Source organism: Saccharopolyspora sp. NPDC049357, assembly GCF_040677225.1.
GTDB lineage: Bacteria > Actinomycetota > Actinomycetes > Mycobacteriales > Pseudonocardiaceae > Saccharopolyspora.
On sequence record NZ_JBFAQJ010000060.1, the window covers coordinates 17,843 to 31,057 of the forward strand.

Consider the following 13,215-nt stretch of genomic DNA (forward strand, 5'->3'; position numbering starts at 1 on the left):
GGAGGCGGCGATGGTGAGTGCGCAGCGGTCCGGTCTCGGCGCACGGCTGCGGCAACTGCGCCAGGGGCACGGCCTGACCCAGGGGAAGTTGGCGCGGGTCCTCGGCGTGGCGGTCTCCAGCGTCTCGCAGTGGGAAGGCGGGGTGAAGGTGCCGCCGCCGCCCCGGCTCGGCGACTACGCGACCTTCTTCGCGGCCGAGAACCCGGCGAGGAACGGGAAACTCCCCTCACCGGCCTCGCTCACCGAACAGGAGCGCCGGCTCCGCGCGAAGCTCAAGGAGGAGCTGGACGCGCTGCGGTCCCACGCGGAGGAGTCCACGTCGGCGCAGGGGTTCTCGGACTTCTGGCGGTTCCCCGACGGCGGCCCGGTGCGCATCCTCACCGGGCGCGTTCCCGCCCGGAACCTCTCGCCGCTGGCTTCGCCCGAGCGGCGCAACTACATCGGGATGTCCTCCTACGCCGACGGTGACTCGTTGATCGAGCTCTACGGGCACGTCCGCGCGCTGAACCCCGCGTCGGACGTGCGGTTCGACATCGCCCGCCGCATCGACCCGCACGACCTGCAGGCGCACCTGGTGCTGCTGGGAAGTCCGGCGATGAACCCGATGCGGCGTCAGGTGCGCTTCGGGCTGCCGGTGCGCCAGGTCGAGGTCGACGACCTCGGGCACGGGGAGGTCTTCGAGGTCGCCGAGGAATCCCGGCAGTACCGGCCGACGTTGCACGACGACCGGCTGATCGAGGACGTGGGCATGCTGGCGCGCTTCCCCAACCCCTACAACGTGCGGCGCAGCCTGACCTTGTGCAGCGGTGTGTTCACCCGGGGCGGGTTCGGCGCGGTCCGCTGCCTCACCGACCCCGAGCTGCGCGAGCGCAACCACGAGCGCCTCGAGCACCGGATCGCCGATCCGGACAACTTCGGGATGCTGATGCGCGTTCCGGTCGTGCGCAACGCGACCGCCACCCCGGACCTCAGCAACCCCGACACGTGGCTGCGAGCCTGGTCCCCCATCAAAACCTGAGAATTCCTCTGTGCACCGGGGTGACACTCTCCCGTGCTTCGGTGGGCGATTTGTCAGGGCCGCTGGTTACCGTCGTGGCAGTTCCCCGGCAGCTGAGGAGGAGTCATGGCGGAAGTGGATGCGGTGCAGCCCAACGGGACGCCCGCGTGGATCGATCTGGGGATCCCCGATCTCAATCGTGCGATGGACTTCTACGGCGCCGTTTTCGGGTGGGAGTTCGACGTGGGGCCCGAGGAGATGGGCCGCTACACGATGTGCCTGGTCCGGGGCAGGGAAGTCGCCGCGCTCATGCCCAACCACGACCTCGAGGCGACCGAGTTCTGGTGGAACGTCTACTTCGCCACCGATGACGTCGCCGGCACCGTGTCCAAGGCGGAGGCCGCCGACGGCCAGGTGATCACCCCGCCCATGGACGTGATGGACAAGGGGCGGATGGCGATCCTCAAGGACCCGGTAGGCGGGCAGTTCGGGCTCTGGCACGGCAACAAGCACATCGGATCCCGCCTCGTCAACGAGCCGAACACCTTGCTGCGCAACGATCTCGTCACCCCGGACCCGGGTCCGGCGCGGGAGTTCTACCCGAAGGTCTTCGGCTTCAGCCTGGACAGCGAGGGGCACCTCGGCGAAGGTGACTTCACGTTCCTGCGCCGACCCGACGGCCACGAGATCGGCGGCATCCTCGGCGACCCGTCCGCCACCGCTTCGTCCTGGGGCACGCTGTTCATGGTCGAGGACACCGACGCCACCGCACGACGAGCCACCGACGCGGGCGGCGTTGTCCAGCCCCCCTACGACATGGCCTACGGCCGCATCGCCGAGGTCAAGGACCCGTTCGGCACGCCCTTCACCATCGGTTCCGCCAAGGCCGGCTGACCGCTCCGTGATCGGGATCTCCTCCGGGTGTCGAACACGAGCTCAGAGCCGTGATGGGGACCCGGCCGGACGCCGCGCGGGGTTGTCTCGTGCCCGTGGATGGTTAGCCTGAGGGTGCTGGTGGTTCGTCCGGTCGAGCGGTGAGCGCGATCGGACGAGGCAAGAGGGAACCCGGTGCGAATCCGGGACTGCCCCGCAGCGGTGAGCGGGAACGACCGCCGTCATGAGCACTGGGCGTCACGCGTCCGGGAAGCGACGGCCAGTAGGTCCGGTCTTGATGCGCGAGGTTCCACCGGGACCTCCCCGAGGCCGGCTGCCCGCGAGTCCGAAGACCTGCCACCGGCGCGCGCACCGACGGTGCGCGCTGGTCCGAGGTCTCGCGGGAGGACCTGGCGGACGATCAGCGGGCGACGTGCGTCCGCTGGTCGGCGCGTGCCTGCCGCGAAGTCCTCGACCGACCACGTCGAGCTCGCGAGGAGAGAGCGTTGACCAGCAAGATCGGATCCACCGTACTCGGACATCCCCGGATCGGCCCGAACCGGGAGCTCAAGCGCGCCCTGGAGTCCTACTGGGCGGGCCGCAGCGGCGAGGCGGACCTGCGGGAGGTCGCGCGTCGGCTGCGGGAGGACACCTGGCGAGGTCTGGCCGAAGCAGGCCTCGACTCGGTGCCGGGCAACACGTTCTCCTACTACGACCACGTCCTGGACACCGCCGTCGCCTTCGGCGCCGTCCCGCGCCGCTACGCCGAGCTGGGCCTCGGCGCGTTGGACACCTACTTCGCGATGGCGCGCGGCACCGAGGCCGTGCCCCCGCTGGAGATGACGAAGTGGTTCGACACCAACTACCACTACCTGGTCCCCGAAATCGGCCCGGACACGAGCTTCTCGCTCACCGACCGCACCGCTGTCGAGCAGTTCCGGGAGGCGCGCAAGCTCGGGGTGGAGACCCGGCCGGTGCTGGTGGGGCCGCTGACGTTCCTGCTGCTGTCCAAACCGTCCGAAGAGGACTTCGACCCGCTGGACAAGCTCGCCGAACTCACCGACGCCTACGAGCAGCTGCTCGGCGAACTCCACCGGGCCGGTGCGCAGTGGGTGCAGCTCGACGAGCCCGCGCTGGCCGCCGACCGCACGCCGCAGGAGCTCGACGCGTTGCGCAACACCTACCGGCGCCTAGGCGACCTCGCCGAACGCCCCGCGATCCTCACCGCCTGCTACTTCGGCGATCCCGGTGACGCGCTCGGCGTGCTCGCCGCCGCGCCGATCGAGGGCATCGCGCTGGACCTGGTCACCGATCCGTCCGCTCAGGACCGAGTTGCCGCCACGCCCGGGTTGCGCGACAAGACTCTGGTCGCGGGGGTGATCGACGGCCGCAACATCTGGCGCGCCGACCTCGACCGGTGCATGACCGCGGCGGCGACGCTGCTCGGCTCGGCCGGCGAGGTGGGCATCGGCACGTCCTGCTCGCTGCTGCACGTGCCCTACGACGTCGACGCGGAGACCACGCTCGATCCGCAGGTCAAGCCGTGGCTGTCCTTCGCGGCGCAGAAGGTCCGCGAGGTCGTCACCCTCGGGCGGGCGCTGCGCGAAGGCCGCGACGTCGTCGAGAGCGAGCTCGTCGAGGCGCGAGCGGCGGTGGCCGACCGGGCCCGGGCGGAGCGGGTGCGCGACAACCGCGTTCGCGCGCGACTCGACGCGCTGCGCCCGCAGGACTCCCGGCGCACCGATTACGCGAAACGGGCAGAAGCGCAGCAGAAGTCGCTTCGCCTGCCGCCGCTGCCGACCACCACGATCGGATCGTTCCCGCAGACGACCGACGTCCGCAAGGCGCGGGCCGCGCTGCGCGCCGGGCGCATCGACGCGGCCACCTACCGGCAGCGGATGCGCGACGAGGTCGAACGCGTCATCGCGCTGCAGGAGGACATCGGCCTGGACGTGCTGGTGCACGGCGAGCCCGAGCGCAACGACATGGTGCAGTACTTCGCCGAGCAGCTCGACGGTTTCGCCGCCACCGACAACGGGTGGGTGCAGTCCTACGGCTCCCGGTGCGTGCGGCCACCGATCCTGTTCGGCGACGTGCGGCGTCCGGAACCGATGACGGTCGAGTGGGCCGCGCACGCGCAGCGGCTCACCGAGAAGCCGGTCAAGGGAATGCTGACGGGTCCGGTCACCATGCTGGCGTGGTCGTTCGTCCGCGACGACCAGCCGCAGGCCGACACCGCCCGGCAGGTCGCGCTCGCCATCCGCGACGAGGTCCGCGACCTGGAGGCGGCCGGGATCCGCGTGGTGCAGGTCGACGAGCCCGCGCTGCGCGAACTGCTGCCGCTGCGCGCCGAGCAGCGGCCGGCCTACCTGGAGTGGGCGGTGGAATCGTTCCGCCTGGCCACCTCCGGGATCGCCGAGGCGACCCAGATCCACACCCACCTGTGCTATTCGGAGTTCGGCGACGTCATCGACGCGATCGTGGCCCTCGACGCCGACGTGACCAGCATCGAGGCGGCCCGCTCCCGCATGGAGGTCCTCGCCGACCTCAACGAGGTCGGCTTCGACCGGGGCGTGGGGCCAGGTGTCTACGACATCCACTCACCCCGGGTGCCCGACGGGGAGGAGATGGGGGAGCTGCTGCGGGCCGCTCTCAAGGCAGTTCCGGCCGACCGGCTGTGGGTCAACCCGGACTGCGGTCTCAAGACCCGCGACTACCCGCAGGTGGAACCGGCGTTGCGCAACATGACCGAGGCGGCCCACCGCACCCGCCCCTGATCCAGCCGGGTCTCCGTCGCCGGCGGTCGCCGTTGTGACGGTGGTGCCGGCACCGGGCGGTTTTGGTCCGAACCTTCCACGATCGAAGTCCGCTTCGTCCGGTCAGTTCGGACCAAAACCGCCCCTCGGCGCTTCAGTCCCAGGTGAGCGCCGCGCCCGACTGGTACTCCGTGACCCTGGTCTCGAAGAAGTTCTTCTCCTTCTTCAGATCCATGGTCTCCGACATCCAGGGGAACGGGTTGTCGGTTTCCGGGAAGACCGGTTCCAGTCCGAGCTGTGCGCAGCGGCGGTTGGTGATGAACCGCATGTACTGCTCGCACACCTCGGAGTTCAGGCCGAGCATCCCGCGGGGCATGGTGTCCCGGCCGTAGGCGTTCTCCAGCTCGCACGCCTCGCGGAGCATCGTGCGCGCCTCCTGCTGGAACTCCGGGGTCCACAGGTGCGGGTTCTCCAGCTTGATCTGGTTGATGCAGTCGATGCCGAAGTTCAGGTGGATCGACTCGTCGCGCAGGATGTACTGGTACTGCTCGGCGATCCCGACCATCTTGTTCCGCCTGCCCAGCGACAGGATCTGCGCGAACCCGGTGTAGAACCACATGCCCTCGAAGATCACGTAGAACGCGATGAGGTCACGCAGGAACGCCTGATCGGCTTCCGGGGTGCCGGTCGCGAACTCCGGGTTCTCCAGGTTCTGGGTGTAGCGCAGCGCCCACGCGTCCTTGTCGGCGATCGACGGGATCTCCCGGTAGGCGTTGAACAACTCGCCCTCGTCGAGGCCGAGGCTCTCGCAGATGTACTGGAACGTGTGGGTGTGCACGGCCTCCTCGAACGCCTGCCGCAGCAGGTACTGCCGGCACTCCGGGTTGGTGAGGTGCCGGTAGACCGCGAGCACGATGTTGTTGGCCACCAACGACTCCGCGGTCGCGAAGAACCCGAGGTTGCGCTTGAGCATGGTGCGCTCGTCCTCGGTGAGCCCGTCGCGGGACTTCCACAGCGCGATGTCGGCCTGCATCGACACCTCGGTGGGCATCCAGTGGTTGTTGCAACCCGCGAGGTACTTGTCCCAGGCCCAGCCGTACTTCAGCGGCAGCAGCTGATTGACGTCCGCCCGGGAGTTGATCATCGCCTTCTCGGAGACGTCGACCCGCCCGCCGTCGCGGTCGATGGTGCCGAGTCCGGTGGTGGTGCTCATGAGCTCCTTCTCCTGGGGGATCACTGGCAGGCCTCGCAATCGGGGTCCTCGACCGAACAGGCGGCGGCGGGGACCGCGTTGAGCTTGCCGTCGGTACCGCGCAGCGTGGACTTCTCCACGTGGGTCGCGCTGGACGAGCGCAGGTAGTAGGTCGTCTTGAGGCCCTTGCGCCAGGCCAGCCGGTAGAGCTCGTCGAGCTTGCGCCCGCTGGGCGTGGCCAGGTACAGGTTCAGCGACTGCGCCTGGTCGATCCACTTCTGCCTGCGGGCCGCGGCCTCGACCAGCCAGTGCGGCTCGATCTCGAACGCGGTGGCGTAGCGGGCTTTGAGCTCGTCCGGGACGCGGTCGATCGGCCCGAGCGACCCGTCGTAGAACTTCAGGTCCGCCACCATCGCCTCGTCCCACAGCCCGGCCCGCTTGAGGTCGGCCACCAGGTGCGGGTTGACGACGGTGAAGTCGCCGGACATGTTCGACTTGACGAACAGGTTGCGGTACAGCGGCTCGATGGACTGGCCGACACCGCAGATGTTGGCGATGGTCGCGGTCGGCGCGATGGCCATCACGTTGGAGTTGCGCATCCCGTTGCCGCGAACCCGCTCCCGCAGCGAGGACCAGTCCAGCGTCGAGCTCCGGTTCAGATCCGCACTCCCGCGCGCTTCCTGAACGAACTCCTGGGAATCGATGGGCAGGATTCCCCGGCTCCACAGCGAGCCCTCGAACGAGGCGTAGCGCCCGCGCTCCTCGGCGAGTCGGCTGGACGCGTCGATGGCGTGGTAGCTGATCTCCTCCATGCTGCGGTCGGCGAACTCCACCGCGTCATCGGAGGACATCGGGATCCGCAGCTTCAGCAGGGCGTCGGAGAAGCCCATCAGCCCCAGCCCCACCGGCCGGTGCCGGCTGTTGGAGCGCTCGGCCTCGGGGATCGTGTAGAAGTTGATGTCGATGACGTTGTCCAGCATCCGCACGGCCGTGCGCACGGTCGCGGCGAGCCGGTCGCGGTCCAGGCCGTCGGCGGTGACGTGCCGGGCCAGGTTCACCGACCCCAGGTTGCACACCGCGACCTCGTCGGCGGCGGTGTTCAGGGTGATCTCGGTGCAGAGGTTCGACGAGTGCACCACACCGGTGTGCTGCTGCGGCGAGCGCAGGTTGCACGGGTCCTTGAAGGTGATCCACGGGTGCCCGGTCTCGAACAGCATGGTCAGCATCCGCCGCCACAGCTCCACCGCCCGGACCCGCCGGAACACGCGGATCTCGCCGCGATCGGCCGCGGCCTCGTAGGCCCGGTAGCGCTCGGCGAACGCCGAACCGTAGAGGTCGTGCAGGTCGGGCGTCTCGTCCGGGGAGAACAGCGTCCAGGACTCGTCGGCCTCGACGCGGCGCAGGAACTCGTCGGGCACCCAGTTCGCGGTGTTCATGTCGTGGGTGCGCCTGCGGTCGTCACCGGTGTTCTTGCGCAGGTCCAGGAACTCCTCGACATCGATGTGCCAGGTCTCCAGGTACGCGCACACCGCGCCCTTGCGCTTGCCGCCCTGGTTGACCGCGACCGCCGTGTCGTTGGCGATCTTCAGGAACGGGACCACGCCCTGGGACTCGCCGTTGGTGCCGTGGATGTGAGCGCCGATGCCGCGCACCGGGGTCCAGTCGTTGCCCAGCCCGCCGGAGTACTTGGCCAGCAGCGCGTTGTTCCGGTACGAGCTGAAGATCGACTGGAGGTCGTCGTCCACAGTGGTCAGGAAGCACGACGACAGCTGCGGGCGGGTGGTGCCGGAGTTGAACAGCGTCGGTGTGGAGCACATGAAGTCGAACGACGACAGCAGCCGGTAGAACTCGATGGCACGCGCATCGCGGTCGTCCTCGCGCAGCGCCAGGCCCATCGCCACCCGCATGAAGAACGCCTGCGGCAGCTCGAACCGGATGCCGTCGTGGTGCAGGAAGTACCGGTCGTAGAGCGTTTGCAGCCCCAGGAAGTCGAAGGCGAGATCGCGCTCGGCGTCCAGCGCCGCGCCCAGCCGGGACAGGTCGAAGCGGGCCAGCTCCGGGTCGAGCCGGCCCAGCTCGATGCCCCGCCGCACGTAGTCGGTGAAGTAGGACGCGTAGCGGTCGCGCATCTGCTCCTGGTCGGTCTGCTGCGGTGTACCAGCCAGGTGGCTCAGCGCTTCGCCGCGCAGCTTGTCCAGCAGCAGTCGAGCGGTGACCAGGGAGTAGTTCGGCTCGGACTCCACCAGCGTGCGCGCCGACATGATCAGCGCCTCGCCGAGTTCGGCGTCGCCGATGCCGGGGTAGACGTTGCGCTCGACCTCGGTGAGCACCGCCGACGGGTCCACGTCGGCGAGTCCCGCGCAGGACTGCTCGACCACAGTGGACACGCGGCCGCCGGTGAGCGGAATGGGTTCGGACAGTGCGGTGTCGGTCACCGGGACTCTCTCCTCGCGAGCTCGGAAGGCATGCCCGGAACCGGTGGCGACAGCACGCGAGGACGCGACGGAAGCGAAGACCATCGCATGTCCGCGTGGACCCTCCCGCGAGGTCCCGGACGGCGCGCACGGGCGTGCGCGCGCCGATGGCAGGTCTTCGGACTCACGGGCGTCCGGTCTCGGGGATTCGCAAGACCGGTCCTACTGGCCGTCGCTTCCCGGACGCGTGGCGTCCAGTGCGTGATGACGGCGGTCGTTCCCGTTCACCGCTGCGGGGCAGTCCCGGATTCGCACCGGGTTCCCTGTTGCCACACCGGACCCGCGCGGGCCCGGTGAACCACCAGCGAGCGACACTCTACATCTTGGGTCTGACTCTTCCACCAACACCAACATGGGCGTGTCGGAGGGAGAAATGAGTCACTTCCCGAACCACCTCGACAGGTGGGGGAGGAGGTCTCCCTGATCGTCCCCGACCCAGGCCACGTGACCGTCCGGGCGCAGCAGAACGGCGGGCGCGTCGAGATCCGCGCCGACGTCGACGACGTGATCGACCCGGTCGTCCCAGCCCTCGACCGAGAGCTCCCCGGTCCGGTCGAGCAGCAGTCCGCGTCCCGTTCGCGTCAGCTCGTAGAGGCGGCCTCGCTCCAGGTTGACATCGCGCATGCGCCTGCCGATCAGGTCGTGGTCCCCGCCGAAGTCGTAGCGCACGTCGAGCGCGATGATCTTCTCGGTCAGGTGCCGGTTGACCTCGTCGAAGTCCATCAGCTCCGACACCAGCCGCCGCACCGCCCGCGCGCCCGGCTCGGTGGACATCAGCTGCATCTGCGCGCGCGTGTTGTCCAGGACGGCGGCGGCCACCGGATGCCGTTCGTCCTGGTAGCTGTCGAGCAGGTCCGCCGGTGCCCACCCGGCGACCTCCGCGGCGAGCTTCCAACCGAGGTTGAACGCGTCCTGGAGACCGAGGTTCAGCCCCTGGCCCCCGACCGGAGGGTGGATGTGCGCGGCATCGCCTGCGAGCAGCACGCGGCCCGCGCGGTAGCGCTCGGCCTGCCGGGTCGCGTCGCCGATGCGGGCGAGGCGGCGAGGGGAGTGCGCGCCGAAGTCGGTGCCCGCGATCGCTTCGAGCCGGCCGGTGAGCTCCCCGAGCGTCGGCGGCGCCGAACGGTCCTCGGCCACACCGGCGGCCGGCACGACGACCCGGCACCACTCGCCGTCGAGAGGACCGACGCCGAAGCGCTTCTGGGTCTTGCGAACCTCGTTCGTCACGGCGGCCATGGTCTCCCGCGACGCGGTCATCTTCATCTCGCCGAGCAGCGTGTCCACCCTGGACGGCTCGCCGGGGAACCCGATGCCGCACAGCTTGCGCACGGTGCTGCGACCGCCGTCGCAGCCGACGAGGTAGCGCGCCCGCAACCGCGTGCCATCCGCGAGCTCGGCGGTCACCCCGTCCTCGTCCTGATCGAGTCCGACCAGGTCACAGCCCCGCCGGACCTCGACGTCGAGCTCGGCGGCCCGCTCGGCCAGCAGCCGTTCGGTCGTGGTCTGCGGGATGCCCAGCACGTAGCCGTGCGCGGTGTCCAAGCGCTCGGGCGCGGGCTTGGAGATGGCGGCGAAGAAACCGCCGAGCGGGTACTTCGTCCCCTCGGCCAGGAACCGCTCCAGCAGGCCCCGCTGGTCCAGGACCTCGATGCTGCGCACGTGCAGCCCCAACGCCCGCACGAAGTCCGTCGGCGCCGCGGCCTTGTCCAGCACGACCACGCCCACCCCGTGCAGCCGCAGCTCCGCCGCCAGCATCAGACCGGTCGGACCGGCACCGGCGACAACAACGTCGATCATCTCTCAACCCCCGGTCACACCGTGCGGCGAAGTCGGCATCTTCGCAGCTCACGGCTTCAGATCGGAGATTCTGCGGCATGCCAGGGGGCTTGCCGCAAGCCCCCTGGTGCGCTATACGTTGAGTACGGGGGAAACGACGCCGACGCGTCATCGGGCCTGGAACAGCTCCACCACGTTGCCCGAGGGGTCTCGCAGCAGGACCTGCTGACCGCCCGGACCGCTGATGACGTCATTGCGGAAATCAACACCTTCGGCGCGCAGCCGATCCACCTCGGCGGCGAGATCGTCGACCATGAGGTGGATCCGGTTCCACCCGCCGGGCCCGGGGATCGCGCCGTCCGGCATCGCCCGGCCCGCTGAGCTGGCCGGACCGCTCAGCAGAAGCCGGAGGTCACCCCTGATGACGTCGGCGAACGCCGGCGCGAAGTCGGTTCGGACGGTGAATCCCAGATGGCGCGCGTAGAACTCGACGGCCTTGTCGACGTCATCGACCATGTACCTGATGCTGACGAAATCACCGGCGTTGTCGGGCATGGCGTCCTCCCTCGTCGTCACATCCCGCGGATCGGTGGGTTCACAGTGATGAGCCCGGCCGGAGGGACGGTGTGACAGGTGGCGGAGGACGATCGGCTCGCTCAGCGGTTCGAGGAGCACCGAGGGCAGCTGCGCGCGGTGGCCTACCGGATGCTCGGGTCCGTGACCGACGCCGAGGACGCGGTGCAGAACGCCTGGCTGCGCCTCAGCCGAGCCGAGCCCGACGAGATAGCCAACCTCGGAGGCTGGCTGACCACCGTCGTCGCCCGCGAAGCGCTGCACCTGCTTCGGTCGCGTCGGCGTCGCCGCGAGGAGCTCGTCGACACCACCGCCACCCCGTTGCCGGACCCCGTGGTCTCCGCCCCGGAAGGGGAGGGGCCGGAGCAGCAGGCGCTGCTCGCCGACTCGGTCAGCCTCGCGCTGCTCGTGGTGCTGGAGTCGCTCAGCCCGGCCGAGCGGTTGGCCTTCGTGCTTCACGACATGTTCGACCTGCCCTTCGACGAGGTCGCGCGGCTGGTGGACCGAACCCCGGTGGCGGCCCGGCAGCTCGCGAGCCGCGCGCGGCGACGCGTCCGAGGCGCCGAGCCGCCCACCCCCGACCAGGACATCGGCAGGCAGCGCGAGGTGGTGGACGCGTTCTTCACCGCCGCGAACGCCGGGGACTTCGACGCGCTGGTGCGGTTGCTCGACCCCGACGTCGTCTTCCGCACCGACTACGGCGGCGAGCGGCCGCCCGCGGTGTACCGAGGGGCTGAGAAGATCGCCCGGCAGTCCCGCGCGAGTCGCGGTGCGGAGCTCCACCCGGTGCTCGTCAACGGCCTGCCCGGCGTGGTCGCCGCCCGGTCCGGCCGTCCGGTGTCGATCATGGCGTTCACCGTGGTGGACGGCCGCATCGTGGAGATCGACGGCATCCGCGACGCCGACCGCGTGAAGCGGCTGACGGCAGGAGTCGTCCGATTCCGCGAATGACCGCGCGAACCCGCAACCGCTAGAACACCTCTCGCTGAAGCCGCCGAACGATCTCGTCCAGGCTGAGACTCTCGGACACCGTTCGTTCCTCGATCAGTTCCAGCCGACCCGCCTGGCCGAACCACTCGCTCATCTCGGTGGCCCCGAACTCGGCCGATTTCGGTCGCGTCGCGTGCCGCCGCAAGGTCTCGGACCAGCTGATGTCGAAGTAGTAGAAGAAGCTCCGGCCCGCGTGGTCGTCGTGGAGGGACCGCAGCATCGCGCCGTAGCGGGCCGCCGGCATGATCCCTTCGAGGATCACGTGAAATCCGCGATCCAGCGCGAACCGCGCGGTGTTCGAGATCAACTCGATGTTCGCCCCACCAGGCCGATCGTGCTCACGCAGCAGGATCCGGCGCAGGTAGTCCTGCTCCACCAGGGCCACGCCGCGCCCGACCCGCCGACGCAATTCCCGCGCCGCAGAGGACTTCCCAGAACCGGAAGGCCCGCGAAGGACCACCAGTCGAGTGCCGTCGTCACCGGTCCTCATGAGCGCCCCCGCCCGTGCCCGACGCAGAACTCGTTGCTTCCCGGATCCGCCATCACCATGCCGGGACCGTACCGGCGATGCCCGACATGTCCGAGGTGCTCGGCTGGATCCGGATTTCAGTGGAAGTCGGGACGTTCCCGCGTCTCGGGGCGCGTGCGTTGGGGGATGATCGGGTGGTGGTTCATCGGACGGTGGTTGATGCTCACGTGATCATGGTGCGGGGTGGGCGAGTGCTGCTCAGCCGCAGGCGCGGGAGCTTCGGGGACGGGTTGTGGCACCTTCCCTCGGGGAAGGTCGATGCGGGGGAATCGCTGGTCCAGGCCGCGGTTCGGGAGGCGCGGGAGGAGGTCGGGGTCCGCATCGACGGGAACGATCTCCGGCACGTGCACACGCTGCACGCGACCGCGACCGGTGTCGAGCCGCGCCTCGGGGTGTTCTTCGAAGCCCTGGCCTGGCACGGCGAACCGGAGAACCGCGAGCCCGAGAAGTGTTACGAGCTGAGTTGGTTCGCGCTCGACGCGCTGCCCGGCGACATCATCGGCTACCCGGCCGCCGGCCTGCGCGGCTACCTCGAATCGCGTCCCTTCGGAACCCTCGGGTGGGACGGGTGAGTCACCGGGTGCTGCGGAAGTTGTCGGCTGGGACGTGGAGCGCTTCTCCCGTCGTGAAGGTGATCTCGACGGCGTCGGGCAGCCAGGTGACCTGGCCGACGGCCGGAGGTTCGGAGCCGAAGGCGAGCTCGACGGGGTAGTAGTAGGACGCGGCGTCGGGGCCCAGGCGGAGTTCGTAGCGGGTGTCGGTGACCGTGCGGAGCTCGACCAGGTGGAGGTCGCTGGACCACCGCGCACCCGAGTGCTCGTAGGTCACGCCCGCGTCCCCGGAGGTCTCGTGGTGCAGCACCTGTTCGTGCAGCGTGATCGACGGACCCACGAGGAGGATCGCGGCCAGCAGCGCGGCCGACACGGCCACGATCGAGAACGTCCTGCGCACCGGCGGAAGTATGCCCGTAGAGCAGGTAGGTGCCCAGCGGTACGTGCAGCAGTCCGGCGAGGGCCAGCGCGCCGACCCCGGGAACGGTGAACACGATGCCGCAC

At 69.6% G+C, this 13,215-nt stretch carries 11 protein-coding genes and 2 riboswitches; of the genes, 5 read left to right on the forward strand and 6 right to left on the reverse strand.

Annotation, left to right across the window (positions count from 1 at the left end; genetic code table 11):
- Nucleotides 1-10: 10 nt before the first annotated feature.
- The 3 genes from AB0J91_RS31020 to metE all read left to right on the forward strand — a co-directional run bounded on the left by AB0J91_RS31020 (nt 11) and on the right by metE (nt 4,647).
- Nucleotides 11-1,018: a helix-turn-helix domain-containing protein gene (locus AB0J91_RS31020; RefSeq protein WP_363876071.1), complete on the forward strand. Its 1,008-nt coding sequence runs from the start codon at nt 11-13 to the stop codon at nt 1,016-1,018.
- 105 nt (nt 1,019-1,123) lie between these two features.
- Complete coding sequence (locus tag AB0J91_RS31025; RefSeq protein ID WP_363876074.1) at nt 1,124-1,891, forward strand: VOC family protein; 768 nt, start codon at nt 1,124-1,126, stop codon at nt 1,889-1,891.
- Between the two features lie 104 nt (nt 1,892-1,995).
- Nucleotides 1,996-2,247, forward strand: a riboswitch (cobalamin riboswitch).
- Between the two features lie 129 nt (nt 2,248-2,376).
- Nucleotides 2,377-4,647, forward strand: a complete 2,271-nt coding sequence (gene metE, locus AB0J91_RS31030; protein WP_363876077.1) for a 5-methyltetrahydropteroyltriglutamate--homocysteine S-methyltransferase — start codon at nt 2,377-2,379, stop codon at nt 4,645-4,647.
- Nucleotides 4,648-4,780: 133 nt separating this feature from the next.
- Here metE and AB0J91_RS31035 read toward each other — a convergent pair whose 3' ends face one another.
- The 4 genes from AB0J91_RS31035 to AB0J91_RS31050 form a co-directional block, all read right to left on the reverse strand.
- The gene (locus AB0J91_RS31035; protein ID WP_132674633.1) at nt 4,781-5,839 is read right to left on the reverse strand and encodes a ribonucleotide-diphosphate reductase subunit beta; all 1,059 of its coding nucleotides are present in this window, start codon (nt 5,837-5,839) and stop codon (nt 4,781-4,783) included.
- 20 nt (nt 5,840-5,859) lie between these two features.
- Nucleotides 5,860-8,337: a ribonucleoside-diphosphate reductase subunit alpha gene (locus tag AB0J91_RS31040; RefSeq protein WP_363876080.1), complete on the reverse strand. Its 2,478-nt coding sequence runs from the start codon at nt 8,335-8,337 to the stop codon at nt 5,860-5,862.
- A 46-nt stretch (nt 8,338-8,383) separates the two neighbouring features.
- A riboswitch (cobalamin riboswitch) is annotated at nt 8,384-8,610 on the reverse strand.
- 60 nt (nt 8,611-8,670) lie between these two features.
- The gene (gene rox / locus AB0J91_RS31045; protein WP_363876083.1) at nt 8,671-10,089 is read right to left on the reverse strand and encodes a rifampin monooxygenase; all 1,419 of its coding nucleotides are present in this window, start codon (nt 10,087-10,089) and stop codon (nt 8,671-8,673) included.
- Nucleotides 10,090-10,236: 147 nt separating this feature from the next.
- Complete coding sequence (locus AB0J91_RS31050; protein WP_363876086.1) at nt 10,237-10,623, reverse strand: VOC family protein; 387 nt, start codon at nt 10,621-10,623, stop codon at nt 10,237-10,239.
- 78 nt (nt 10,624-10,701) lie between these two features.
- On the opposite strand from AB0J91_RS31050, the gene AB0J91_RS31055 reads away from it, so the two are divergent.
- Nucleotides 10,702-11,592: a sigma-70 family RNA polymerase sigma factor gene (locus tag AB0J91_RS31055; RefSeq protein ID WP_363876089.1), complete on the forward strand. Its 891-nt coding sequence runs from the start codon at nt 10,702-10,704 to the stop codon at nt 11,590-11,592.
- A gap of 19 nt (nt 11,593-11,611) precedes the next feature.
- On the opposite strand, the gene AB0J91_RS31060 is transcribed toward AB0J91_RS31055, so the two are convergent.
- On the reverse strand, nt 11,612-12,121 hold the full coding sequence (locus tag AB0J91_RS31060; RefSeq protein WP_363876092.1) for an AAA family ATPase: 510 nt from the start codon (nt 12,119-12,121) through the stop codon (nt 11,612-11,614).
- 212 nt (nt 12,122-12,333) lie between these two features.
- Here AB0J91_RS31060 and AB0J91_RS31065 point away from each other — a divergent pair, with 212 nt between their 5' ends.
- Entirely contained in the window at nt 12,334-12,732 is a 399-nt protein-coding gene (locus AB0J91_RS31065; RefSeq protein WP_363876098.1) for an NUDIX domain-containing protein, read from the forward strand.
- Nucleotide 12,733: 1 nt separating this feature from the next.
- Here AB0J91_RS31065 and AB0J91_RS31070 read toward each other — a convergent pair whose 3' ends face one another.
- Nucleotides 12,734-13,111, reverse strand: coding sequence for a hypothetical protein (locus tag AB0J91_RS31070; RefSeq protein ID WP_363876095.1), 378 nt, complete (start codon nt 13,109-13,111; stop codon nt 12,734-12,736).
- Nucleotides 13,112-13,215 lie beyond the last annotated feature (104 nt).

Excerpts from the sequence above, each read along its gene's own strand:
- AB0J91_RS31020 (WP_363876071.1), top strand. The coding sequence starts at position 11 with ATGGTGAGTGCGCAGCGGTCCGGTCTCGGCGCACGGCTGCGGCAACTG.
- AB0J91_RS31025 (WP_363876074.1), top strand. The coding sequence starts at position 1,124 with ATGGCGGAAGTGGATGCGGTGCAGCCCAACGGGACGCCCGCGTGGATC.
- AB0J91_RS31035 (WP_132674633.1), bottom strand. The coding sequence starts at position 5,839 with ATGAGCACCACCACCGGACTCGGCACCATCGACCGCGACGGCGGGCGG.
- AB0J91_RS31040 (WP_363876080.1), bottom strand. The coding sequence starts at position 8,337 with ATGGTCTTCGCTTCCGTCGCGTCCTCGCGTGCTGTCGCCACCGGTTCC.
- rox (WP_363876083.1), bottom strand. The coding sequence starts at position 10,089 with ATGATCGACGTTGTTGTCGCCGGTGCCGGTCCGACCGGTCTGATGCTG.
- AB0J91_RS31050 (WP_363876086.1), bottom strand. The coding sequence starts at position 10,623 with ATGCCCGACAACGCCGGTGATTTCGTCAGCATCAGGTACATGGTCGAT.
- AB0J91_RS31060 (WP_363876092.1), bottom strand. The coding sequence starts at position 12,121 with ATGAGGACCGGTGACGACGGCACTCGACTGGTGGTCCTTCGCGGGCCT.
- AB0J91_RS31065 (WP_363876098.1), top strand. The coding sequence starts at position 12,334 with ATGGTGCGGGGTGGGCGAGTGCTGCTCAGCCGCAGGCGCGGGAGCTTC.